This is a genomic window from Sphingobacterium sp. InxBP1 (genome assembly GCF_026191775.1).
GTDB classification, from domain to species: domain Bacteria; phylum Bacteroidota; class Bacteroidia; order Sphingobacteriales; family Sphingobacteriaceae; genus Sphingobacterium; species Sphingobacterium thalpophilum.
The window spans coordinates 764,353-788,453 of the sequence record NZ_JAINDX010000046.1; the positions used below are offsets into that span (position 1 = coordinate 764,353).

General features: G+C 42.9%; 21 protein-coding genes. 17 read left to right on the forward strand and 4 right to left on the reverse strand.

Annotated elements, in window-relative coordinates:
• Window positions 1-80 precede the first annotated feature (80 nt).
• Together K7A41_RS15555 and K7A41_RS15560 are read left to right on the forward strand one after the other, a co-directional pair.
• Window positions 81-1,118 (forward strand): hypothetical protein, encoded by a 1,038-nt coding sequence (locus tag K7A41_RS15555; RefSeq protein ID WP_265714397.1) that lies wholly within the window; start codon window positions 81-83, stop codon window positions 1,116-1,118.
• Window positions 1,078-3,531 carry a hypothetical protein gene (locus K7A41_RS15560; protein ID WP_265714398.1) on the forward strand — a complete coding sequence of 818 codons (2,454 nt, stop codon included), beginning with the start codon at window positions 1,078-1,080 and terminating at the stop codon, window positions 3,529-3,531. Before K7A41_RS15555 ends, K7A41_RS15560 begins: the two co-directional genes overlap by 41 nt.
• Before the next feature lie 65 nt (window positions 3,532-3,596).
• Here K7A41_RS15560 and rsgA read toward each other — a convergent pair whose 3' ends face one another.
• Window positions 3,597-4,517, reverse strand: coding sequence for a ribosome small subunit-dependent GTPase A (rsgA, locus tag K7A41_RS15565; RefSeq protein ID WP_028070947.1), 921 nt, complete (start codon window positions 4,515-4,517; stop codon window positions 3,597-3,599).
• A 106-nt stretch (window positions 4,518-4,623) separates the two neighbouring features.
• On the opposite strand from rsgA, the gene polA reads away from it, so the two are divergent.
• The 11 genes from polA to K7A41_RS15620 all read left to right on the forward strand — a co-directional run bounded on the left by polA (window position 4,624) and on the right by K7A41_RS15620 (window position 18,095).
• Complete coding sequence (gene polA / locus K7A41_RS15570) at window positions 4,624-7,428, forward strand: DNA polymerase I (RefSeq protein WP_265714399.1); 2,805 nt, start codon at window positions 4,624-4,626, stop codon at window positions 7,426-7,428.
• A gap of 10 nt (window positions 7,429-7,438) precedes the next feature.
• A complete protein-coding gene (locus K7A41_RS15575) occupies window positions 7,439-8,569 on the forward strand; it encodes a toxin-antitoxin system YwqK family antitoxin (protein WP_265714400.1) in 1,131 nt (376 codons plus the stop codon).
• A gap of 24 nt (window positions 8,570-8,593) precedes the next feature.
• Entirely contained in the window at window positions 8,594-9,247 is a 654-nt protein-coding gene (locus tag K7A41_RS15580; RefSeq protein WP_265714401.1) for a phosphatidylserine decarboxylase family protein, read from the forward strand.
• 62 nt (window positions 9,248-9,309) lie between these two features.
• Window positions 9,310-10,347, forward strand: coding sequence for a sensor histidine kinase (locus K7A41_RS15585; RefSeq protein ID WP_028070943.1), 1,038 nt, complete (start codon window positions 9,310-9,312; stop codon window positions 10,345-10,347).
• A 90-nt stretch (window positions 10,348-10,437) separates the two neighbouring features.
• Window positions 10,438-11,085 carry a DUF47 domain-containing protein gene (locus K7A41_RS15590; protein ID WP_265714402.1) on the forward strand — a complete coding sequence of 216 codons (648 nt, stop codon included), beginning with the start codon at window positions 10,438-10,440 and terminating at the stop codon, window positions 11,083-11,085.
• Between the two features lie 36 nt (window positions 11,086-11,121).
• Window positions 11,122-12,132 (forward strand): inorganic phosphate transporter, encoded by a 1,011-nt coding sequence (locus K7A41_RS15595; RefSeq protein ID WP_265714403.1) that lies wholly within the window; start codon window positions 11,122-11,124, stop codon window positions 12,130-12,132.
• A gap of 240 nt (window positions 12,133-12,372) precedes the next feature.
• Window positions 12,373-13,749 (forward strand): OmpA family protein, encoded by a 1,377-nt coding sequence (locus K7A41_RS15600; RefSeq protein WP_265714420.1) that lies wholly within the window; start codon window positions 12,373-12,375, stop codon window positions 13,747-13,749.
• 179 nt (window positions 13,750-13,928) lie between these two features.
• The gene (locus tag K7A41_RS15605; protein ID WP_265714404.1) at window positions 13,929-15,341 is read left to right on the forward strand and encodes a tetratricopeptide repeat protein; all 1,413 of its coding nucleotides are present in this window, start codon (window positions 13,929-13,931) and stop codon (window positions 15,339-15,341) included.
• A gap of 100 nt (window positions 15,342-15,441) precedes the next feature.
• A complete protein-coding gene (locus K7A41_RS15610) occupies window positions 15,442-16,185 on the forward strand; it encodes a shikimate dehydrogenase family protein (protein WP_265714405.1) in 744 nt (247 codons plus the stop codon).
• Between the two features lie 34 nt (window positions 16,186-16,219).
• A complete protein-coding gene (locus K7A41_RS15615) occupies window positions 16,220-16,861 on the forward strand; it encodes an MBL fold metallo-hydrolase (protein WP_265714406.1) in 642 nt (213 codons plus the stop codon).
• 4 nt (window positions 16,862-16,865) lie between these two features.
• Window positions 16,866-18,095, forward strand: a complete 1,230-nt coding sequence (locus K7A41_RS15620; protein WP_265714407.1) for an FtsX-like permease family protein — start codon at window positions 16,866-16,868, stop codon at window positions 18,093-18,095.
• Here the strand turns inward: K7A41_RS15620 and K7A41_RS15625 are convergent.
• Window positions 18,092-18,742, reverse strand: coding sequence for a hypothetical protein (locus K7A41_RS15625; protein ID WP_265714408.1), 651 nt, complete (start codon window positions 18,740-18,742; stop codon window positions 18,092-18,094). The two genes, K7A41_RS15620 and K7A41_RS15625, sit on opposite strands and share 4 nt — an antisense overlap.
• Before the next feature lie 58 nt (window positions 18,743-18,800).
• Complete coding sequence (locus tag K7A41_RS15630; protein ID WP_028070934.1) at window positions 18,801-19,076, reverse strand: NifU family protein; 276 nt, start codon at window positions 19,074-19,076, stop codon at window positions 18,801-18,803.
• Window positions 19,077-19,318: 242 nt separating this feature from the next.
• Between K7A41_RS15630 and K7A41_RS15635 the strand changes: the two genes are divergently transcribed.
• Genes K7A41_RS15635 through coaBC form a run of 3 tightly spaced genes read left to right on the forward strand, consistent with a single transcriptional unit; the run spans window position 19,319 to window position 21,778 of the window.
• Window positions 19,319-20,248, forward strand: a complete 930-nt coding sequence (locus tag K7A41_RS15635; RefSeq protein WP_265714409.1) for an outer membrane protein assembly factor BamD — start codon at window positions 19,319-19,321, stop codon at window positions 20,246-20,248.
• Window positions 20,232-20,561: a DNA-directed RNA polymerase subunit omega gene (locus K7A41_RS15640; RefSeq protein WP_028070932.1), complete on the forward strand. Its 330-nt coding sequence runs from the start codon at window positions 20,232-20,234 to the stop codon at window positions 20,559-20,561. Before K7A41_RS15635 ends, K7A41_RS15640 begins: the two co-directional genes overlap by 17 nt.
• Window positions 20,562-20,569: 8 nt before the next feature.
• The gene (coaBC, locus tag K7A41_RS15645; RefSeq protein WP_265714410.1) at window positions 20,570-21,778 is read left to right on the forward strand and encodes a bifunctional phosphopantothenoylcysteine decarboxylase/phosphopantothenate--cysteine ligase CoaBC; all 1,209 of its coding nucleotides are present in this window, start codon (window positions 20,570-20,572) and stop codon (window positions 21,776-21,778) included.
• A gap of 45 nt (window positions 21,779-21,823) precedes the next feature.
• Here coaBC and K7A41_RS15650 read toward each other — a convergent pair whose 3' ends face one another.
• Window positions 21,824-23,191 (reverse strand): methyltransferase RsmF C-terminal domain-like protein, encoded by a 1,368-nt coding sequence (locus K7A41_RS15650; protein ID WP_265714411.1) that lies wholly within the window; start codon window positions 23,189-23,191, stop codon window positions 21,824-21,826.
• Window positions 23,192-23,279: 88 nt separating this feature from the next.
• Here K7A41_RS15650 and K7A41_RS15655 point away from each other — a divergent pair, with 88 nt between their 5' ends.
• Window positions 23,280-23,666, forward strand: a complete 387-nt coding sequence (locus K7A41_RS15655) for an SRPBCC domain-containing protein (protein ID WP_265714412.1) — start codon at window positions 23,280-23,282, stop codon at window positions 23,664-23,666.
• The last annotated feature ends 435 nt before the right edge of the window (window positions 23,667-24,101 follow it).

The following is a 24,101-nucleotide window of genomic DNA, read 5'->3' on the forward strand; positions in this document are numbered from 1 at the left end:
TGTAATTTAGTCTTTATTTTATTGAAAGACAAACAAAATTAACACCTATTTTGTTTCAGATACGGTTAAATAAGGCAAGTATGCTGCGCAAAACACAACTATTTTTACTTTTTGTAACCTTATGGCTACTTTTATTCCATTCTTGTTCGAACTCCAAGCCAGAAACTGCTTTTTATTTCTGGAAAACCGTATTTCAGCTTGACACGATTGAACAACGCGCACTGCAGGAAATTGAGGCCAAATCCATGTATCTTCGGATCATGGATATCGATTTTGATCCCACAGGTACACAAGCTGTGCCGATAAGCCCCGTGACCTTTACCCAGGCAGTGCCCAAAGAGCAGACGTTGATTCCTGTTGTATTTATCAACCAGCGCATCTTTGCCGAAATGGATAGCCTGCAAATCCGGGCATTGGCAAATAAAATTGTACCTTTTGTCGAAGCCAAGGTCAAGCAGGCAGGCAAGACGGAATTTAGGGAGCTACAGCTGGACTGTGACTGGACCAGGACCTCGCGGGACAAATTCTTCTATCTGCTGAAATACCTACAGGCATTGCCCGAGCTAGATGGTGTATCACTGAGCTCAACGCTACGTCTGCATCAAGTAAAAAATACGGCGACAAGTGGCATACCTCCGGTAAAAAAAGTTACGCTGATGTGTTACAACATGGGCAACCTACGGCAATTTGGGAGCCAGAACTCGATACTTAACCTACAGGATCTGCAGCGGTATTTGAGCGGCAGCTTGGCGCAGTATCCAATGGACATCGATATTGCTCTACCCCTGTTCCAATGGTTTGTCGCGTTCAGAAACAACAATTACATCGGTATTTCTAAATATATCAGCGAGCAGGATATTCAGGATACTACGTTATTTACGCGCAACCCAAATACCAATCTGTACATTTTAAACGTAGACCTTCCAAAAGCGAACTTAAGAAAAGGCGATGTCATCCGGTTTGAAAAAGTAAGTAAAGAAGACCTTTTACAAACGGCAAAATTTTTGAAGGGACAACTCAAAGGAAAAAAACATCAGATTATTTACTATCATTTAGATCAAGCTACATTAGCAAATCATGGCAATGCCGAATTACAAGAAATTACTCGTGCTTTCTAGCACGACCTTTGCCTTCTTTTTCGGAGAGATGGCAACAAATATTGCCTGTGGACCTGAAATAGATCCCTATGACAATCAAACGACGTATTATCTCCCCAATCTTGAGGAGAACGGATTTTCAGCCTTTCAGTATATTCCCTATAAATTTCTATACACGGAAGACGAACCTGTTCAGGAGAGCCTCGTGAATAGCGAAGCCTGGGCAAAGCATCTTGGGGCAGGCGTAAAAGCCAGCGATGTCGAACAGTTTATGTACCATACCGACGCCGAGACAGCCGACTTGGTGAGCAACCGGGGCAAATCGTTGTGGAACAGTCTTCCAGATTCGGTCAGGGGAAACAGCTTCCTTCAAACCCTGATCGACGGCAAACATGAACCCGAAAGAGCTTACTTTGTCTTTACCAAATTGCAGGAACCCATCACAAATATTCAGCACGACTATTGGGACCCTGATCCGAGGAATTTCAACGCGATCGTCCAATACGCCTCGCTTGCCGAGGAGCAGATTAACAAGTATAAAAAAAACAGCTTCCTCTTTGTGCGTTATGCTTACCAGGCGGCCCGCCTTTACCTATTTGGCCGGGAGTACGGCAAAAGCATCGCAGTTTACGAAAAATATTTACAGCCGATCAAGCGTGAGGACGCGATTTTAAACTGGGCACTTTCGAACTATGCCGGCGCTGTACGCAAAAATGGTGACGGTGCAAAAGCCGCCTATCTGTTTTCAAAGCTATTTACCCAAAGCCCTGAACGCCGCGTACTCGCTTATAGCAACTTCCATTATATCACGGCCTCCGATGCCGAGATTTTTCAATATGCGACAAACGATGCCGACCGGTTTAACATCAATGCTATTCTCGGATTTGGCAGTGGCGAGCATAACATAAACTATCTAAGCTCCTGTTATGCTCTTGACCCGGCCAATACCGTCAATGCGGTACTCCTGGCCAGAGAAGTCAATAAAATTGAGGGCGATCTGAATGAGGCTTTTTATATCGGTGACGGAGACAGCTATCATTACTACAGCAAAAACGATGCGAAAAGCAAGGTGAAGCAACACCTCGAAGCTGTACGCAACTTCGCGCTGACCCTCTATCGGGACAAAAAATATGTACAGCCACAACTGGGGCTGATCACAGCAGCATACCTGAGCTGGATAAACAAAGAAAATGATCTCGCTAAGAAATATCTTGGTCAGGTCAAAGAAAACGAGCTCAATGGCAAACTAAACGATCAGTATCAGATCACCGCATTGCTTACCCAGCTAACCGACTGGCAGATTAACAAACAGATCGATCAGGCAAAGCTCGTCAAGACACTGTCCTGGCTGGAGAAAAAAGCACAATCAGACGGCAATAACAGCGCGAAGAACAACGATTGGAGCTATAACGCATTTGTATACAGCAACTATAGCCTGATCTGCAGAAATATCCTGCAAAACCTGGTTGTCAAACATTATCTCCATGCACAGGACACGGCAATGGCAAGCCTGGCGGCAGTCAAAGCCGATGTTTTTTACAACTACGGACTGGTAAAAGATACACTTGAAGACAACATGCAATGGTCGACGATGCATTTTTGGGAAAATAGCCTTACTCCAAAAACGCTCTTAAAAATCAGGTCTCTGTTGTCGGACAACGCACAGCAGCAACCATTGTCCAGATTCTTGCTGGAAGATATTAAGCACTTCAACAGGGACTACCTGACCGAATTGCTGGGCACAGCCTATTTGCGCGAGCTGGATTTCCAAAAGGCCGCGAAAACACTGCAGACATTGCCCAAGCATCATAAAATAAAAGAAATAAAGAATTGGTATGCGGAGGAGGACGACATCAAACCCAATCCATTTATTGTAACCATCAATGATTATCCAAAAAAATACGGAAAAGAATTTACGACCAAACTGAAATATGCCGAACGCATGGCGCGGCTGGAAAGTGCGATAAAAACGGAGAAAAACAATCAGAAGAAAGCGGACTACTACTTTCAGATGGCCACCGCCATCTATCAGACGAGTACCTATGGCAATGCATGGTCAATGGTTTCTTACGACTGGTCATCGACCGACAACCACGCCGCACCGACAGTCTACTGGAAACGGAATTATGTACAGACCAGATCAGCCAAACAATGGTATGAAAAAGCGCGCTCGCTCAGTAGCGACAAGGATTTCAGGGCCAAATGCACCTTTATGCTGGCAAAATGCGAACAGAAGGACTTCGTATATACCGACGACACACGCTGGCAATATTATGATTCGCCGCTAAAAAACCCTTTCTATCGATTTTCAATGCAAAATAAGTACTTTAAGGAACTGACTATGCAGTATAGAGATACACCGTTTTTTGGGATCGCTTCCAGAGAATGTACGTATCTACAGGATTATTTGAACCTGACAGCAGGATTGAAATAATAAGTCACCGAACTATCTTGTCCAGGCTGGCGGCATCCAAATGTAGAAGCCGTTGGTCTGGGCTACTATGACCGGTTGTCTTCATTGTGATACATGCTGAGGTAACTCTCATAGCGGGAAGCTTCGATCTCGCCGGATTCCACCGCTTCCATGATAACACAACCAGGCTCATTGATGTGCCTGCAGTCGTTAAAACGGCATTGATTCATCAATGCCCGCATCTCGGGAAAAAAATGCGAAAGTTCCTGTTTCTCTATATCCACAATCCCTAGCTCACGAATACCGGGTGTGTCAATTAGCTTGCCAGCAAAGGGCAGGTCAAACATCTCGGCAAATGTTGTGGTGTGTTTGCCTTTGTCCGACCAGTCCGATATTTCACCTGTTTTCAATTCATACTCCGGCACGATGGCATTAATCAGGGTCGATTTGCCAACTCCGGAATGCCCAGACACCAAAGTGATCTTATCCCGGAGCAGTTCCTTCACCAAGTCGATATTCTTTCCTGTCAATGCAGACACTTCATAACAGGGGTAACCTATGCGTTCGTAAATCGACTTATATTCCGCCAGTATTTCCAGGCCTTCTTCGCTAAAAAGATCAAGCTTATTAAAAATAAGCACCGCCGGTATGCCATAGGCTTCTGTCGTCACCAAAAACCGGTCAATAAAGCCCAGCGATGTTGGTGGAGAGGCCAGAGTGACGACCAAAAAGGCCTGATCCAGGTTGGCCCCGATGATCTGGGTCTGCTTGGAGAGATTGACGGATTTGCGGATAATATAATTCCGACGAGCCTCGAGCTCGCGGATGACGGCACTTTCCTGATCAGGCTCCACATCAAAATGAACCCAATCACCTACTGCAACAGGGTTTGTTGTTTTAATTCCTTTGGTCCGAAATTTACCTTTGATACGGCAATCGTATTTCCTGCCGTCCTCCCCCAAAACTTGATACCAGCTGCCTGTGGATTTCGTTACCAATCCTCTCATAGATCCTGTTGCATTACATGTGTCATTCCACAAAAATCGGAAAAATTTATTAAACTTACGGTTTGATGAATTTCTTACCTTTGTAAGGAGACTAAAATTCGACTGCGTGAAAAAATTATTCCTTCTAGACGGCATGGCTCTTATATATAGAGCATATTTTGCACTGAGCAAAACTCCTCGTATTACTTCAACAGGTTTGAACACAGGGGCAATTATGGGATTTACCAATACCCTATTGGAGGTATTGAAAAATCAGCAACCATCGCATATAGCCGTCGTGTTTGATACCGATGCCCCCACCGCCCGACACATTGAATTTGATGCCTACAAAGCACATCGCGAGAAAATGCCCGAAGACCTTTCGGCTTCCATCCCCTATATCCATCGCCTGATTGAAGGATTTAATATTCCCATCATTACCATGGATGGTTACGAAGCGGATGACATCATCGGTACATTGGCCAAGAAAGCTGAACAAAAAGATTTTCAAGTCTATTGCATGACGCCGGACAAAGACTTCGGACAGCTCGTTTCGGATCATATTTTCATCTACAAACCCGCACGCATGGGCAATGGTGCCGAAGTTCAGGGTGTCAAAGAAATCCTGGAAAAATGGGAAGTATCGGATGTCTGTCAGGTGATCGACATTTTAGGTCTCTGGGGTGATGCCGTCGACAACATCCCCGGAATACCCGGCATCGGAGAGAAGACCGCAAAAAAACTCGTACAGGAATTTGGGTCAGTAGAAGGAATCATAGCCAATGCAGACAAGCTAAAAGGCAAACTGCGCGAGAATGTCGAAAACTTTGCCGCACAGGGGCTAATCTCAAAAAAATTAGCAACCATCTTATTGGATGTTCCTATTGAACTGGATGAAAAAGCACTCGAACTGGAGGAACCCAACAGAGAATTGCTCGAGCCTCTTTTTGCAGAACTCGAGTTCAGAACCCTCGGAAGAAGAGTCTTCGGTGAAGACTTTTCCATCCTCGAACGAAATATACCCACAAGCGGACAGATGGATCTCTTCGCGACGCAGACCACAACGGTTACAGTCACAACTGAGGTAGTTGCCGAGGTTGCCATTGAACATACCGCGGTAAATAATATCCATAATACGGCGCATGACTACATCTTGGCCGATAGTCGGGAGAGACAGGAAGAGCTTGCACGTGAACTGGCTGCACTGGACAGTTTTTGCTTCGACACCGAAACTACCGGACTCGATGCCAATGTCGCTGATGTTGTGGGCCTATCCTTTTCTTTTGCACCGGGCAAAGCATATTATGTCCCCACCCCCAACGACCGATCACAGGCCCAGACTGTCGTTGACCTATTCAGGCCCGTACTTGAAAATCCTGCCATCGCAAAGGTGGGACAGAATATCAAATACGATATCCTGCTATTGGCCCGATATGGCGTAAAAGTCCAAGGTGCACTTTTCGACACCATGCTGGCGCATTACCTCATCGATCCAGATACAAGGCACGGTATGGATGTACTGGCAGAAAATTACCTGAATTATAGTCCCGTTTCCATTACTGAACTCATTGGTGAAAAAGGGAAAAAACAAGGTAATATGCGTGACGTCGATATAGAGAAGATCAAGGAATATGCAGCAGAAGATGCTGATATCACGCTGCAGCTCAAGAATGTATTTGAGCCGCTTCTGATAGAAACCAATACATTGAAGCTCGCACAGGAGGTTGAATTCCCCTTGGTGTATGTACTGGCTGAAATAGAACGTAATGGCGTGAAAATCGATGTTCCTGCGCTCGGAGAATTCTCCAGGACGCTGGACCAGGATATCAAAAGCCTCGAAGCGTCTATCTTCGAAAAAGCAGGGACCAACTTCAACATTGCGTCGCCAAAGCAATTGGGCGAAGTATTATTTGACAAGCTCCAGCTGGACCCTAAGGCCAAGAAAACAAAAACAGGGCAGTACAAAACCGGCGAAGATGTGCTGCTGGCCTTAGCCCACAAGTCGGATATCGTTCAAGATATTCTGAACTTTAGACAACTACAAAAATTGAAATCCACTTATGTTGATGCACTGCCTGAATTGATCAATGCCGAAACAGGCCTTATTCATACATCGTACAATCAGGCTGTGGCAGCGACAGGACGGTTAAGCTCCACAAATCCAAACCTACAGAACATTCCGATCCGTACCGAGAGAGGACGAGAAGTGAGAAAAGCTTTTATTCCACGTTCGGAGAATAATGTTATCCTATCGGCCGATTATTCACAGATTGAACTCCGCCTGATTGCCGAGCTGAGTCAAGACCAGAATATGATGGAGGCGTTTAGCCAGGGGCACGATATCCACCGCGCCACAGCCGCCAAAGTCTATAACACGCCTTTCGATGAGGTGACCTCCGAACAGCGGCGCAATGCCAAAGCAGTCAACTTTGGGATCATCTACGGCCAGTCCGCTTTTGGGCTCTCCCAAAATCTCGGCATTTCACGCAAAGAAGCCTCCGACATCATCAACGAATATTTCAATCAGTATACTGGCATAAAGAAATACATGAGCGATGCAGTCGAATTCGCGAAGGAGAATGGTTATGTGGAAACTATTTTAAAGCGCAGGCGTTATTTGAGAGACATCAACTCGGCTAATATGACTGTCCGGGGGTTCGCGGAGCGAAATGCCATCAACGCACCTATTCAGGGCTCCGCTGCAGATTTAATTAAAATCGCCATGATTGCCATTCAGAAAGAAATTGAACAACAGGGATTGGCAGGCAAAATGATCATGCAGGTACATGATGAGCTTGTATTTGACGTTCCTAAACAGGAAGTGGACGCGTTTAAGGCGATTATTCTCGACAAAATGGCGAATGCCATCCAGACGCAAGTGCCATTAGTTGTGGAAATCGGAGAAGGGAAAAACTGGCTTGAAGCCCATTAGAATTTTAACTATGATCAAGAAAATCATCTTTATATTACTCGTGATGTGTCCTTTTTGCCTGACGGGAGTGCAGGCCCAGCAGGACAAACCTGTCTTTTACGAAAAGCTAGATCAGGGCTTAATCCGTTTTTATTTTGATAAATACTATTATCTTGCGGCCAAAGATTGTGAATTTAAAACGATTGAACGCGTCAGCAAATTTGATTTTACCAAACAGGTTTTCGAAGGCGAATTCCGGGATTTTGCGCCGGATGGCAGCCGGATGCTGGTGGGCAATTATACAGACGGCAAAAAGGAAGGCCTTTTTCAGGCTTTTCACCCCAATGGCGTCTTAAAATGGGAGGTCAATTTTAAAGCCAACTTCCCCACAGGAGACTGGAAATATTACTATCCGGATGGCAAACCGCTGCTGACCATTAGCTACGGCGACTACGGTTATTTCATCAAAGATTATTGGGACAACCGTGGAAAACAGGAGGTCATCAACGGTGAAGGCAACTATGAATTTGCCATACCTTTTGAAGGCTTCACCGAATTCGGGTTTGATTTTTATCTGCGCAAGGGCAAAGTAAAAAACGGCAAGCCACAGGGCAACTGGAATACGTATTTTTACAATGTTGGACAGCAGCCGGTCTACGCGATGACACAACGTTTTGTCAATGGCGAGATTGTGACCACCTATGACGACAATGATGAGCTTCGCACGGAGGACTTTCAGTCATTGAGCCTACTACCTTATGATTATTTTATCCGTGCCGAACTGCTGCAGAGCAAGTCCTGCAGTTTTGATGATTATTCCAACTTCTATGCTTTTGTTGCCAAACGTTTCACGGATGGGTTCAACAAGAGCGGCATGGAACTCACACGGCAGTTAAATTTCTCCTATGAAGTGGAAGTCAAAAAAACAGGTCTGGCAAACATCAGAAGCCTAAAGCTAACCACAGATTCGAGTAATGAAGATTATCTCAATATACTAAACCGCATTGCTAAAAGTATTGACTTTTATTTCCCGACGTACCAACAAGATCAGCCCCAGGAAGATACCATTAGAGTAACAGGGAGCCTGAGTGTAGGTAACGACGGAAAGGTCTATGCCAACTCAATTAAAATGGAAAGACAAATAGACAATCCGAGTAAATAATTATCTTTGCAGAAATAAATAGATATGAAATTTCATAAAGAAGGATATACCACATTAGCAATAGCTGTACTTTTTATTTTCATTATCAATGCTGTTGCAGATTATTACGACGCCTCGGACTATGTAAAATGGTTTATTTATGCGCTGTCCGCATTTCTATTCATTACTGTGGTCCAATTTTTCAGAAGTCCCAGAAAAGTCGTAGTTCCACAGGATGACATCATCTTGTGCCCCGCAGATGGGAAGGTGGTCGTCATAGAAGAAACCGAGGAGGCCGAGTATTTTCACGATAAACGGATTCAAGTATCCATTTTTATGTCCCCCGTGAATGTTCATGTCAACAGAAATCCAATTAGTGGACTGGTTACCTTTTTCAAGTACCATCCGGGTAAATTCTTAGTTGCCTGGCATCCCAAGTCGTCGACAGACAATGAGCGAACAACTGTTGTTGTCAAAGACAAAGCGGGCAGAGAAGTACTTTTTCGCCAGATCGCAGGAGCCTTGGCCCGCCGGATTGTTTGGTATGTAAAAGAAAAGGATGAAGTGGTTCAGGGCAGTGAGTTCGGTTTTATTAAATTCGGCTCACGCGTAGACCTGTTCTTGCCATTGGGAACCAAAATCGATGTCAATATCGGCGATAAAGTGGTCGGGGGTAAAACTATTATCGGAAAATTTTAACAATTTATTAATATCATTATAAGTAACTTAGGCTCCAATTAGGGGCCTTTTTTATTCAACAAATGAATTTTAGACAATTATTATTGGCCAATTCCGCAGGAGTGGGCATTGCAATATCGACCATCAGCTTTTACTACAAGCATGATCTACAAACGGCATTGATTATTTTCTTTGTCGCGCTGGTCATCTCCTTTCTCTTATTCAATTACCTCTTTGAGAAATATATCTATCGCAGGCTCAATACCATGTATAAGCTGATCCATAATCTTAAACTGGGCAAAGACCTGAAAGACGCGATTGGCGAACACGTCAGTGAAGACCCGATTACGGATGCAGAAAATGAAGTAAAAGCATGGGCAAAAGATAAAAAAAATGAAATTGAGCAACTGAAGTCCCAGGAAAAATTCCGCCGGGAATTTCTCTCCAATATATCCCATGAATTTAAAACACCGCTTTTTGCCACACAGGGTTATATAGAGACCTTGCAGGATGGACTGATGGAAGAGGACCTGGAAATGGCAAAAAATTTTTTGGATAAAGCCGCCCGAAACCTCGATAGATTAAATTACCTGATCCAGGATCTCGATGAAATTTCCAAACTGGAATCCGGCAAAATGGTACTGAACATTGAGAAATTCGACATTGTGGAGCTCATCAAAGACACGTCCTACTCTTTAGAAGATAAGGCCAAACAACATCAGATCAAAATCGAGTTTAAGCCCAAATCGGGCACCCCACATTGGGTGAAGGCAGACCGGAATAAGATCCATCAGGTCCTCTATAACCTGATTGATAATTCCATTAAATACGGGAAAGAAGGGGGAACCACAAAGATCAAGATCTTTCCGCTGTTTGAACAGGTGCTGATCGAAATCACCGATGACGGTTATGGCATCGAAGAAAAGAATCTCAGCCGTGTGTTTGAGCGTTTCTTCCGGACAGACAAAAGCCGATCCAGGGATATCGGCGGCTCAGGACTCGGATTGGCCATTGTAAAACATATCGTCGAAGCCCATCAGCAGAATGTCAACGTGCGCAGCACAGAGGGTATCGGCACAACGTTTGGATTCACTTTGCAAAAAGTTCAGGCCGGCGACTAAACAATTGATGACACTCATGTGTTTAAACAAAATCAATGTTAACATTAACTTAACATTAAGGTAGTATTTTTGCAAAAATAAATTTAAGATATGTCTTTAAATAGCATTTTTCAATACTTCGTTCCAAAGGACAAAAAATTCTTCCCTTTGTTTGAACAAGCCGGTAACAACCTGATCGAAATGTCCCAGTTGTTAATAGATATTGTAAACTCAAGCAATCCGGAGAAGAAAAAAGAATTGACCCGCAAAATGGAGGATCTGGAGCATCGCGGTGACAACATCACTCACCAGATTCACCTGGAGCTCGGGAAAAATTTTATTACACCTTTCGATCGTGAGGACATACACTCACTGGCGAGCTCGTTGGACGATGTTGCCGATTTTATCCATGGAGCAGCCAACCGGATGGATCTATACAAGGTGGAAAAAGCAACCGAGCCGATGATTGAAATAGCCAATCTGCTTGTAGAGGCTACCGAACATGTATCAAAGGCAATCCACGAACTTAGAGACTTAAAGAACATCCGTAATATCACGGATTCCTGTGTACGCATCAACAGTGTAGAAAACAAAGCAGACTATATTTTTGATAAAGCTGTAGCGGACCTTTTTGAATTTGAAAAGGATGCCATCTCATTGATCAAGCACAAAGAAGTGCTGTCGGCCATGGAAGATGCAACAGATAAATGTGAGGATGTTGCTAACGTTTTGGAAAGCATCCTAGTTAAAAACGCATAATCATTCGATTTAAGTGCATAAAAATTCTACGAGATTATGATGTCAACATTACTCGTTGTTGTGATTGTCCTTGCCATTGCATTTGACTACATCAATGGATTCCACGATGCAGCCAATTCAATTGCGACAATTGTATCAACAAAAGTCTTAACGCCAGCAATGGCGGTATTATGGGCTGCCATATTCAACTTTGCGGCTTACTTTTACTTTACCGACCACAAGGTCGCCAACACCATCGCCAAAACGGTTATAGAAGAATATATTACCTTGGAGGTTATTTTCGCAGGACTTCTTGCTGCCATTGGCTGGAACCTATTTACCTGGTACTACGGCGTTCCCTCCAGTTCTTCACACACATTAATCGGAGGATTTGCAGGATCCGGAATGGCTTACGCCTTTATCCTTGGTGCAGATCCTATACACGCCATCAATATCGATGCGACATTGAAAATCATTGCATTTATTGTTCTGGCGCCAATCATTGGTATGACCATTTCGATTATTATCACCCTTATTGTCATCAACCTGGCAAAAAATTCCAAACCCAGTGTAGCGGAGCGGTGGTTTAAAGTCCTACAGCTGATTTCTTCCGCTGGATTAAGCTTCGCCCATGGGGGAAATGACGCACAGAAGGTCATGGGTATCATTCTTGTCGCCATGGTTGCCGGTGGATATGTCTCCAATACCGAACATATGCCTGAATGGATACCACTGACTTGTTATGCGGCGATCGCTGCAGGTACCATGAGCGGAGGATGGAAAATCGTCAAAACAATGGGAACCAAAATCACGAAGGTAACACCTTTGGAAGGTGTCTGTGCAGAGTCTGCAGGAGCGGTCACATTGGGTATCACTGAACATTTCGGGATCCCCGCCTCGACTACACATACCATTACGGGATCGATTATCGGAGTGGGCGTAGTCAAACGCGTATCGGCCGTCCGCTGGGGGGTAACCATCAGTTTATTGTGGGCCTGGGTATTAACAATCCCCGTGTCTGCGCTACTTGGAGCGCTATCTTTAGTCATCGTTCATTATTTACTTTAGAAAGAATTTCTTAATTTTTTTCTTAAAGCTATTGTAACAAAACAAAAATTTGGTACTTTCGTACCGGATTTTTGTTTTGTTGTTTCACATTAAATCCTTAATTTAGTACGAAATATCAGGAAATTAAAAATTTAACATAATTTTAAGACTTTGGCACGGCAATTGTACTGTTCCAATTGTTAAACACAAAAATTAAATTTGAAAACAATTAAAATTAATAATAACCTTAAAAACAAGAGTATGAACTATTCTACAATTAAAAAAACAGCTGTTGCTGCTACATTAGTTGCCGCTTTAGGTTTCGCTGGTACAGCACAAGCTCAGCAAGTATTCGGTGGTAGATCACAATACAGAACTTGGTCTATCGGAGTTCAAGGTGGTATCACTACTCCAAATACTGTAATTGGTGGTAACAACAACTTTGGTCAAAAAGTAGGTTACTTCCAAAACAAAGTTGGTGAGTACTATGGTATTACAGTACGTAAACAATTCTCTCACCTTTTCGGATTAGAATTGGAAGGAAACCGTGGTAAAATCAAAACGTATAACCACGACGAGTCTGGTCCTGCAGTTGAAAACAAATATGGTGCTAGATCAGCTGAAACTAAAGTAAACTGGGCTGCTAGCTTAAACGGTGTATTCCAATTGGGAACTATTGACTTCCTAAGAAGAGAAAATGCGGTTAACTTCTACGCTAAAGTGGGTATTGGTACTTTCGCTTATAACCCTGTTCAATACGGAAGCAATGACTTCACTGGAACTCCTGTTTACGACCAAAAATGGGGTGAAGATGTGTTTGGAGACCGTTCTCCTTCAAATCCACGTGACAAAGACTACCGTTTAGGTATGATCGTTCCTGTAGGTGTAGGTGCAAAATTCAAATTATCTGAAGTTGTTGCATTAAACCTAGGTTACACCATGAACTTCACTGATGAAGCATTATTGTACGGACCAGGCAGAAACGGAACTACAAAACAACGTTTCTCTAACGTGTACGGTGGTCTAGAGTTCACTTTAGGTTCAAAAGACAAACAAAACTTGACTTTTGCTAACCCAGTTGCTACACTATACGATGAGTTGAAAGATCCTTCATTGAGAAACGAAGTTGAAGCATTGAAACAACGTGTAAGCACTTTGGAAGGTACTGTTAACACATTGAGCGCTGACGCAGACGGTGACGGTGTATCTGACAAATTTGATAAATGCCCTGGTACTCCAGCTGGTACTCCAGTAGACGGTTCAGGTTGTCCAATCAAATTCCCAGAGCCAGTAGTTGAAAACGTGACTGCTAACGGTTACTATGCTCCAATTCAATTCGAATTCGATAGCTCAGTGTTGAAAACGTCTTCTTACTCTACTTTAGACAAATTAGCTAAAGAACTACGTGACAACAACTCTTCTGTAACTTTAGATGGTTATGCATCTGCAGAAGGTACTGAAGCGTACAACTTGACATTGTCTAAAGACCGTGCAAACTCTGTAAAACAATACTTAGTAAATGCTGGTGTTCCTTCATCAAGCATCACTGCTAACGGTTACGGTGAGAAAAACCCAGTTGCTTCTAACGCTACTGAAGAAGGTCGTATCCAAAACCGTCGTGTTGAGATCAAAAAATAATTGTATATAACATATACCATTATAAGAAAAGCCGGCTCTAGAGCCGGCTTTTTTATTTGCGCAGATTTATGCGTAACTTTGTGGATGACATTGAATTTGTGGAAAAGTTATTCAAACGAATTCAGTAAGAAATTAGTATTTTGATTTAAAGAACAGAATACTGATTTAAACTTTTGAGAATGGAAGAGGATTTTGAATTTGAAAACCCCGAGGAGAGAAAAATCTCGGTGGACCGATATGAGGAAATGCTTCGAAACGAGGATCAGTATTTTTTTGATTCCAAAGCTTTTGAAGGCATAATTGACTATTACGCTGAAAAGAATGACCCCGTAAAAGCACTGCAAGTAGCAGAATTTGCTATTAACCAGCACCCGTTTGATATCACGTTTTTATTAAAACAGGCACAGCTGTTTTCCACCATTCAGCAGTATCAGAATGCACTGGCGGCATTGGATAAAGCGGAGTTACTGGAGCCATCAGAAGGCGATATTTTTCTCATCAGAGGTGGGATACTCGGTGGCATCGGACAATTTGATACAGCTTTGGAACATTTGTTTAAAGCATTGCCGCTGCTCGATAATAAAGATGAGGTCTACTTTCATATCGCCATGATCTATCAGGCTCAGATGAATTATGACAAGGCCATAGTCTATCTGAAAAAAGCGCTAGAACTCAACATGGACTATCAGGAAGCGCTTTACGAACTCGCATATTGCTACGACGTACTTGATAGACAGGAAGAGAGCATTTCCTTTTATAAAAAATATATTGATTCGGATCCCTATTCTTACTATGCCTGGTACAATTTGGGAAACTCCTATCATAAGATTGGTAAATTTGCAGAGGCACTAGATGCCTATGATTATGCCATTCTGATCAAAGAAGACTTTTCTTCGGCCTACTTTAACAAAGGGAATGCTTTAGTTAACCTAGACCGCTACCAGGAAGCTCTGGAAGTCTACAAACAGACTTTCGAGTATGAGCAGCCAAGTGCCGACACCTATTGCGCCATAGGTGAATGTTACGAGAAACTAGAGCAAATGGAAGAAGCCCGCAATTATTATAAAAAGGCCGTCAAGCTTGATGCTGAACTTGCAGACGCATGGTTTGGCATCGGTGTGACGCTGGATTTTGAAGAACGTTATTTTGAATCGCTCCATTTTTACAAAAAGGCCCTGGAATTGGAGGATACCAACCCCGATTATTGGTTTGCCATAGCGGATGCACGGTATAAACTGCAGCAAATCGACCAGGCGGAAGAAGCCTACAAGAAAGTTGTGACCTTAAATCCATCCGATATCGACGCCTGGCTGGACTATTCGTCGATCTTGTTTGAACAAAATAAAATCGATGAGTCTATCGATGTAATGTCGGAAGCGATCACACAGAATCCACAAGCGGCCGAACTGTATTATCGAATAGTCGCTTACCTGTTTGCTAATGGACAGTATAACGAAGCCCTAAATTTTCTGGAACTCGGGCTGGCAACAGATCCTGACAAACATTTTATTCTCTTTGACTACCTGCCACAATTACAAGGCAACCAGATCATCACAGAGATTGTAAAAAAATATACTAAACCGAACAATTAAAAAAACGATAGAATAACATCTTCAGACCGTTGAAAAATGGTCTGAAGATATTCGTCATACCATAAGAAGCTATTATCTACGAGAAGTACGACATTATTCCATGAAAAAACTAGGTCTAATTGGATTTCCTTTAGGACATTCCTTTTCCAAGAAATATTATTTAGAGAAGTTTCAGCAAGAAGACATCAACGACGTCGATTATGACCTCTATCCGATTGAACATATTTCGGATTTTGTCCCCATTTATTCTGATAAAGACTTTTACGGTGTAAACGTTACAATTCCTTATAAAATCGAGGTAATGGGTTACCTGGATGAATTATCCGAAGAAGCCAAATCCATACAAGCTGTAAATTGTGTGCGTATCCTGCACTCCGATGATGGCTCGGTTTATCTGAAAGGCTACAATACAGATGCCTATGGTTTCGAAACCTCCCTCAAACCCTTGCTTACGCCAAAAGATCAGAAAGCGCTTGTATTAGGTAATGGTGGCGCTGCAAAAGCTGTCATATATGCGCTCAATCAATTGAACATTGCATACAAACTGGTCAGCCGGACAAAACAGGCGGATCATTATACGTATGAGGAATTGGATGCTTCCATTTTGTCTGAGCATACAGTGATTATAAATTGCTCACCCGTAGGCACATACCCCAATATCACAGCATGTCCCAAATTGCCCTATGAATATATCAATGAGAACCATTTGTGTTACGACCTGATTTATAATCCCGAAGAAACGGCTTTTTTAAGGAAAGGAAGAGAGCAGGGCGCCCGCACCAAAAACGGCTACGAAATGTTGCTGCTTCAGGCAGAGAAAAATTGGGAAATCTGGAATAGCTAGTTTCGCTTACCAATAAAAACAGTAATTTTGTCCTATGCTAACGATCAGAACATTCACATTCAATCCTTATCAAGAAAATACCTATCTAGTATATAATGAATTCGGGAACGCTGTCATTATCGATCCTGGCATGTATGGCGAAAAAGAGCAGCGTGATCTTGTGGAGTTTATCGAAGATCAGGACCTTAGTCCTAAATTGCTATTAAACACGCATTGCCACATCGACCACGTACTGGGCAATCACTACATTCATGAGAAGTACGGTCTCCTTCCACAATTCCATGAGGCAGAGATCCCGATCTTAGTTGCTGTTCAAAATTATGCTCCTCAAATGGGTTTTCACTACGACGTTTCTCCCATCGGCGAACAATTTTTGAACGATGGAGATCATATTCTGCTGGATAATGATGAACTAGAAGTTATTCTCGCCCCCGGCCATTCTCCTGCACATCTATGTTTCTACTCCCATGCCCAGAAATTTTTGATCGGAGGAGATGTTCTCTTCCGCAACAGCATCGGACGTACGGATTTACCGGGAGGCAACCATCAGCAACTGCTGGAGAGTATCAAACGACGGATTTACTCGCTACCCGACGATACGATAGTTTATCCGGGCCATGGCCCCTCAACAACGATCGGTTTCGAGAAAAACTCCAATCCATTTATCCGAGGATAGTACTATGAACCTGCCCTTTCTATTTGCCAAACGGTACCTTTTATCCAAAAAGTCGGTCAACGCGATTAACATTATATCCTCTATCAGCGTTATCGGTGTCATGGTAAGTAGTGCGGCTTTAATTATATTGCTGTCATCATTTAACGGGATGGAAGACCTCATTTTATCGATGTACAGTAAGTTTGCGCCGGAACTGAAAATAGAGCCCCAAAAAGGCAAGCTATTTTCAACAAAAAATGCTGTTTTCCAGACGCTAAGAAAGGATTCCAATGTTATTCATTATACCGAAGTCTTACAGGAAAAGGTGCTGCTCCAATATGCTAACCGGCAATATATCTCGACGATAAAAGGGATCGAGCCCTCATCCCTGGACAAGGCCACTGGAGACAGTATTATTGTCGATGGGTCTTATGCCCTCACGCATGACTCAATAGCTACAGCGATTCTGGGCGCGAGTGTTCAGGCCAATCTTGGCATATCCATGCAAAATACACCGGACCTTATTCAGGTATACTCTCCCCGGAAAGGTGTAAAAAACTCATCAAATCCCGCAGAAGAATTTAATATCCGATCAATCGCTCCGGCGGGAGTCCTGAGATATCAGCAGGACTTCGACAATCTGATCATCACCCCTATCGATTTTGCCAAAGAAGTACTTGGCGAATACGATAGAGTGTCCGCCATTGAATTTTATCTCAAACAAGGAACCGATATCGACAAATTCGAAAAACAGCTACAGGAAAAACTCGGTGCGGACTACCTTGTGAAAAACCGGGAGGAGCAAAATCCGACGCTCTACAAAAATGTGCGTGTCGAAAGGTGGGTCGTCTTCTTCATCCTGACATTGATAAGTGTAATTGCCATCTTCAATATCGTCGGCTCATTGACTATGCTCGTACTCGATAAACAGAAGGATATGACGATTTTGAAAAGCTTGGGCGGAGATAATCAGCTCATCCAGCGCATTTTCTTTTATGAAGGACTGATGATTGCTGTTATCGGATGTGTTTTAGGTCTGATTATAGGTGCATTGTTCAATTACATTCAATCAGCATACGGCATCATCCGAGTCGAAGACGGTGCAAATGCAATATTGGATAGCTATCCTATGGTCAGTCGCTGGACAGATTACATTTTAGTCTTTCTAACAGTGAGCAGCATTTCGGGGCTGGTATCTTATTTCTCTGCCAAACTCAGCGTCAGAGAACTGGACAAACTCAAGACCGTAGACTAAAATCTTGAACTTTTGGAGCGGCTCTGGCTTCCCTTGGTGATCTGCTGGATCAAGCTTCCCCAGGCAAAAGGATTCAATAAGGGATTAGCATACCGTTGGTTAATGACTTTATTGTTCATCGAGTTGAAACTTTGCGCATTATTAATAGAACGCATTTCGTTCCCGTCCCGGGGGACGACAGCGGCCATCGCTGCCAAAGACTCATATGAAAGCGATCTTCTTGCGCGAACAATATTGTCTTCCGAGACATCTAGATTCATGAATGCAATGTTAAATTCCTCAATACTCGCCCAGGGATAAGGAGTCACCATAGGTAATTCGGTAACTAGGTTTTTCATAATGATATTGGCGGTATATTTGTCGCCGGTAACCTCTGGGACGACTACCGTCAGCGGTTCAAAGCCAACAGACGTAAATCGTATCGTATCACCAACATGAGCGACAAAAGAAAAGTACCCTTCATTGTTGGCGGCTATTGCTTCATTCCGGAAAGACAGGTTGGTAACTGTTGCATAGCCAACAGGAAGCCCCGACCCCACTGTAGTCACAATACCGGAATATTGAATAATCTTTCTCTCCTGAGCCTTTGAAACAGAAGAAGTAAAGACTATCGACAAAAGTAATAATATAGGGATCAGCAACTTCATAGAACAAATTTACACAAAAAACGGTCGAGTTAGCCGTTAAATTGTGTTAATAGACACACTAATTGGCAGAAGGCAATGTCGCATCCGGCGAATCCGGATCTGTCAGATTGATTGCCTCAACGGCAGTCACTTCAGGAACAGCCTTTTTTATCGCTTGTTCCAATCCGGCTTTAAAAGTCATAATGCTCATTGAACACGAAGCACAGGCCCCCAACAGCTTCAACCGCACGACATTATCTGCCGTGATCTCTTCAACACTAACATTGCCACCATCAGTTTCCAAATAAGGCCTCAAGGTGTCCAACGCCTGCTCCACTTTTTCTTTTAAGGTCATACTCTTTATTAAATTCAATAATTCTACATGTAAAGATAATCAAATATTTGAAAATGTCTATTTTTCCAATCCCTACCGCCGATAAAAACAACAAGTCCATGACAAATTGTGTCCTCCCCCTCTACCTGCCGAGTTAAAGAATGTTAATATGAAAAGCGACCTTTGGGATCAAAAAATTATTAAACTATATTGCGCAGTAAAATTTAATTGATTAGTATAACAAATTCACTTATCTTTGTAAAATGTTTTTAAATAGGCGTATAGCGGCTATCTGTGCCGGCATGATGTTTCTATTGGTATTTACGGGCTGCAAAAGTAAATTTGAGAAATTGCGCGCAAGCAATAATATCGCTCAAAAATATGAAGAAGCCGTAAAACTTTACGAAAAAAAGAAATATACCAAGGCATTAGTCTTGTTTGATGACCTGCGCGCCAAGTTCCGAGGACAGGCTGAAGCAGAAAATATTTACTACTATTTGGCATTTGCCAATTACCGCTTAAAAGATTATACCTCGGCAGCCTATCACTTTAAGGACTTTGCCGACGTCTATCCCAATAGCCCCCGGGCGGAGGAGTGCCGTTTCATGAATGCTTATTGTTATTATCTCGATTCTCCGCGGTCCACGCTCGATCAGGCAAATACAAAGAAAGCCATAGATGCGCTACAGCTCTTCGTTAACCTCTATCCCGAATCAGAACGGTCCAAGGAAGCGGCGGACCTTATACAGAAACTTCGGGATAAACTTGAGCTCAAAGCTTTTGCGAATGCAAGGCTGTATTATGACATGGGCTTAAATGATGACTATAGAGCTGCTGTGATCGCACTGCAAAACGTGTTAAAGGAGTACCCTGACACCAAATACGCAGAGGAGATTGAATTCCTAACCTTAAAGGCGCAGTATATCTTTGCTTCTAAGAGTATTGTGTCAAAACAGGAAAGCAGATATGATGAAGCTTTAGACTATTATCGCAATTTCGCGAGTAACTATCCAGACAGCAAACATATAAAAGAAGCTGAGGCTATCCGTGAAAATTCCGAAAAAGGCATCAAACATGCAGCTTCCCAAATGAAAGAATATAATAAAGCACTTGCCGAGCAAGAAGCGTATATAAAAGAACAAAAGGCGAAAAAAGAAAAAGAAAATACCCAAAAAGATGAGTCAAAAAAATAACAATTCAATTCCAAATTCTACAGTCACCCGTGATTTAAGACAATTGGACAAAGGAACTGACAATATCTATGAGTCTATTGTAGTGATTTCTAAACGCGCAAATCAAATTGCGGTAGATATTAAGGAGGAATTAAATGGAAAGCTTGCAGAATTTGCAAGCAACAACGATAACTTGGAAGAGGTATTCGAAAACCGCGAGCAGATTGAGATCTCTAAACATTACGAACGCATGCCAAAACCAACCTTGGTTGCAATTGACGAATTCTTGCACGACAAAGTGTATTACAGAAATCCTTCGAAGGAGCAAGACTAATTCAAAAGATGGCTTTAACTGGGAAAAATATTGTAATTGCTGTATGCGGCAGTATTGCCGCATACAAAATTGCAACCCTCATTCGACTGTTAGTTAAAGCAGACGCCCAGGTTCGAGTCATCATGTCTGAGGAAGCCACCGCTTTTATTACTCCACTTACGCTTTCAACACTTTCCAAGAACCCCGTTTTAGTAAATTATTACCAGCCGGACACGGGCGAATGGAACAATCATGTTGAAATTGCCCTGCAGGCTGACTATATTGTTATTGCACCAGCAACAGCCAATACGCTAGCGAAAATGGCAAACGGCCTGTGTGACAACCTATTGATGGCTGTATATCTATCGGCGAAGTGCCCGGTCTTTTTTGCTCCAGCAATGGACTTGGATATGTGGAAACATCCCGCAACACAGCACAATATAGAGCGGCTTCGTTCGTATGGAAATATTATTATTCCACCTGGCAACGGACCACTGGCCAGCGGTTTAATAGGTGAGGGACGTCTTGCCGAGCCCGAGGAAATCTTTGCATTTTTAGAAAATTACAGTGAAAATAGTCTTCCTTTGTTGGGTAAAAAGGCTCTTGTCACTGCCGGACCTACTTATGAGGCAATAGATCCTGTTCGCTTTATTGGTAATCACTCGAGCGGGAAGATGGGTTATGCTATTGCCCGGCAATTGAAACAGCTGGGTGCAGACGTTACCTTAATATCGGGGCCAAGCAGCCTCAGCATTCCAGAAGGCATTCATCTGATCTCCGTTACCTCGGCAGCACAGATGCTTCAGGCTTGCGAAGATCATTTCGATGCAGCCTCCATTGTCGTCATGAGTGCTGCTGTAGCAGATTATACGCCTATCGAAGTAGCCACCCAAAAAATCAAGAAAAAAGAAGATCAGTTTTCTATTCCCCTAAAGAAAACAACGGATATTTTAGCGACCTTGGGCGCAAGAAAAAAGGACGGTCAGATTATTGTAGGATTTGCTCTTGAAACCAACGACGAATTGGACCATGCGAAAGATAAGCTGGCACGAAAGAACCTCGATTTAATCGTTCTTAATTCCATGCGGGATAAAGGTGCTGGTTTTGCGACAGATACCAATAAGGTAACTGTTATTAGCCGTAATGGTGAAATCAAGGAATTTTCTCTCAAATCAAAAGAAGAAGTCGCAAAAGACATCTGTCAGCTCATCCTTACACATCCTCTGATCAATGGGTAACCCCGTTCTAGCAACGGGCAAGTATCTAGTACACCCTCTTTCTGTCTATAAATATGCTATCCTCAGCTCCTTCGGATAATAATTGTTCACCCTGTTGGGCAGTACTTTCATCCAGCCGAGAGCCTTCCCCTTAAATTTTGCCAAGGTCCATCCATTGATCCCTTCCGGAATCAGATCTATGGTAATATTTTCTTTTCGAAGGTAGTTTTGCGCATCTTGGAGAGAAAGTTCCACACACTGAAAGTGGGGTATCAAAGAATTACTCAAGGCCAGTGCATGTCCGGGAATTAGCTCTTTTCGATTGAGTTTTCCGATATTAGTTCCTGCATTCTTCAGATATAGCACATTTTGAAGGTATTTGAGATCATGCTCATAACGTTTAGGAAATATATAAATATCGTCATGATGGCCAAAACAGTGAAACTCATCCAGCTTAGCCACCCAATCGCTCAAAATACCCCTGGGAATGTCCGATTTCTCTGCTTTTATCTTTCTTCTATTAAATGTAGGCTGTTCGTCAACTTTCCTTAGGACAGTGATAAAAAAGCCCTCACCGTTCAACTTATGTGGATAAAAACGATAGCCATGAGCGGCATTCTTCGCCGATCGTGTATGCTCAATTCCCCATGCGGCATCGATGCCTATCTCCACGGTCTCAAAGCCTCCGGAGCTTATCAGCCAATCCGCAATATCCTCATTCTCCTCCTGCGAATACGAGCATGTGGAGTAAAATAGATACCCTCCTGATTTAAGAGCTGCCATACTTTCTGCCAAAATACGCTGTTGCCTTTCACTGCAGAGCTTCACATTCGCTTCGGACCATTCATCTATCGTATCGGCATCCTTCCGGAACATACCTGAACCCGAACAAGGAGCATCGACAAGCATTAAGTCAAAGTATCCAGATAAACGGTCAAAAGCAGAAGGATCATTGTTGGTAACAACGGTGTTCGCATTGCCCCATTTCGTCAGGTTATCCTGCAAGATGTTTACCCGCGTTTTGATGATTTCATTGGCAACCAATAAGCTATCTGGATGCAGGCTACTGTTCAATAAGGTCGATTTGCCTCCGGGAGCTGCACAGAGGTCCAATGCCATGATTGGTATGGCCTCTAATCCCAGCGTACGAATAATATGATCGACGAACATGGAAGAGGCATCCTGGGGATAATATGCCCCCGCATGAAACTGGGGGTCAAGGGTAAATATAGGACGATCTTTAAGATAAAAGGCTGTATCGCACCAAGGGACCTTACCCGTATATGGGAACGGACATTCATCCAGTTTATCCGGATTTAAGCGAATTGCTGTTGCCCGAATTGCCTCTTCATGTACTTTAATAAATGCTGCTGTGTCAAATCCGGGATTCGCGCCCAGTTTCCTCACTAAGGAATTTGGCAGAAAATTACTCATGATGTCCTAATAGTTTGTGCTAAAATTAACATAAATAAAAATGAAGTCAAAATAAGCAGACAATTACAATAAAGAGTAAATTTGCACTATGAAAGATTTCAAGAAGTACGCCATTATCCCAGCAACGCCAGAAGAATTGTATCTTGCATTGACAACCGAGATTACGGCCCGTCTGTGGACAGGAGACCTCGTTTCAATAGATCCAACCGTTAATGGCGAATTCTCGCTCTGGGATGGCGCAATCACAGGCAGGTTCCTTGAACTGGTACCCCCTTCAAAAATCGTTCAGGAGTGGTATTTTGGCGAAACTGATACACCTTCTATCGTAACATTAAAGCTGCATGAACATAAGAAAGGAACATCTCTTGAAATCAGACAGACTAATATCCCAGATGAGGATTTCGAAAATATATCTGAAGGCTGGGATGATCCTTACATTTCTTCCCTAATTGACTTTTATACGGAAGAAGATTAGTATACCACTATAGGCGTCTACCTCTTGCGCCTGTGCTACTCAGATATTTTAATCCGCCTGGCCGATTGTATTACAACGATACCGGCTGTTTCTCAGCACTCAAATAATGAATTTCTCTCTTTTTTTATCGTGCATATCATCCAGCGGCCGTGATTGGTCTCCTTATAGGAAACAATCAAACGCTCTTTCCTATATATGGTTAATGAAAATTGTCATTTCGGAAGCATATAAACGGAGTTAAGCGCCGTCACTTATTATTGTTAATCTATCTAGCAGCTATAAGATGAACACGGCTAACAGATATTCTGCTGTTGGGATGCTGGCTTTTTATTTTTATGACCGTACGGCAGTATATCAGGACCGTACATGCCCATAAACCGTTTCCGGTATCCGCAGAGAGCGGTTCACTCGGGTCATCCATCTGAGGAATATAAG

What these genes read in the sequence shown, in the direction of transcription:
- K7A41_RS15555 (WP_265714397.1), top strand. Translation starts at nt 81, where the DNA reads ATGCTGCGCAAAACACAACTATTTTTACTTTTTGTAACCTTATGGCTA.
- K7A41_RS15560 (WP_265714398.1), top strand. Translation starts at nt 1,078, where the DNA reads ATGGCAATGCCGAATTACAAGAAATTACTCGTGCTTTCTAGCACGACC.
- rsgA (WP_028070947.1), bottom strand. Translation starts at nt 4,517, where the DNA reads ATGAGAGGATTGGTAACGAAATCCACAGGCAGCTGGTATCAAGTTTTG.
- K7A41_RS15575 (WP_265714400.1), top strand. Translation starts at nt 7,439, where the DNA reads ATGATCAAGAAAATCATCTTTATATTACTCGTGATGTGTCCTTTTTGC.
- K7A41_RS15580 (WP_265714401.1), top strand. Translation starts at nt 8,594, where the DNA reads ATGAAATTTCATAAAGAAGGATATACCACATTAGCAATAGCTGTACTT.
- K7A41_RS15585 (WP_028070943.1), top strand. Translation starts at nt 9,310, where the DNA reads ATGAATTTTAGACAATTATTATTGGCCAATTCCGCAGGAGTGGGCATT.
- K7A41_RS15590 (WP_265714402.1), top strand. Translation starts at nt 10,438, where the DNA reads ATGTCTTTAAATAGCATTTTTCAATACTTCGTTCCAAAGGACAAAAAA.
- K7A41_RS15595 (WP_265714403.1), top strand. Translation starts at nt 11,122, where the DNA reads ATGATGTCAACATTACTCGTTGTTGTGATTGTCCTTGCCATTGCATTT.
- K7A41_RS15600 (WP_265714420.1), top strand. Translation starts at nt 12,373, where the DNA reads ATGAACTATTCTACAATTAAAAAAACAGCTGTTGCTGCTACATTAGTT.
- K7A41_RS15605 (WP_265714404.1), top strand. Translation starts at nt 13,929, where the DNA reads ATGGAAGAGGATTTTGAATTTGAAAACCCCGAGGAGAGAAAAATCTCG.
- K7A41_RS15610 (WP_265714405.1), top strand. Translation starts at nt 15,442, where the DNA reads ATGAAAAAACTAGGTCTAATTGGATTTCCTTTAGGACATTCCTTTTCC.
- K7A41_RS15615 (WP_265714406.1), top strand. Translation starts at nt 16,220, where the DNA reads ATGCTAACGATCAGAACATTCACATTCAATCCTTATCAAGAAAATACC.
- K7A41_RS15620 (WP_265714407.1), top strand. Translation starts at nt 16,866, where the DNA reads ATGAACCTGCCCTTTCTATTTGCCAAACGGTACCTTTTATCCAAAAAG.
- K7A41_RS15625 (WP_265714408.1), bottom strand. Translation starts at nt 18,742, where the DNA reads ATGAAGTTGCTGATCCCTATATTATTACTTTTGTCGATAGTCTTTACT.
- K7A41_RS15630 (WP_028070934.1), bottom strand. Translation starts at nt 19,076, where the DNA reads ATGACCTTAAAAGAAAAAGTGGAGCAGGCGTTGGACACCTTGAGGCCT.
- K7A41_RS15635 (WP_265714409.1), top strand. Translation starts at nt 19,319, where the DNA reads ATGTTTTTAAATAGGCGTATAGCGGCTATCTGTGCCGGCATGATGTTT.
- K7A41_RS15640 (WP_028070932.1), top strand. Translation starts at nt 20,232, where the DNA reads ATGAGTCAAAAAAATAACAATTCAATTCCAAATTCTACAGTCACCCGT.
- coaBC (WP_265714410.1), top strand. Translation starts at nt 20,570, where the DNA reads ATGGCTTTAACTGGGAAAAATATTGTAATTGCTGTATGCGGCAGTATT.
- K7A41_RS15650 (WP_265714411.1), bottom strand. Translation starts at nt 23,191, where the DNA reads ATGAGTAATTTTCTGCCAAATTCCTTAGTGAGGAAACTGGGCGCGAAT.
- K7A41_RS15655 (WP_265714412.1), top strand. Translation starts at nt 23,280, where the DNA reads ATGAAAGATTTCAAGAAGTACGCCATTATCCCAGCAACGCCAGAAGAA.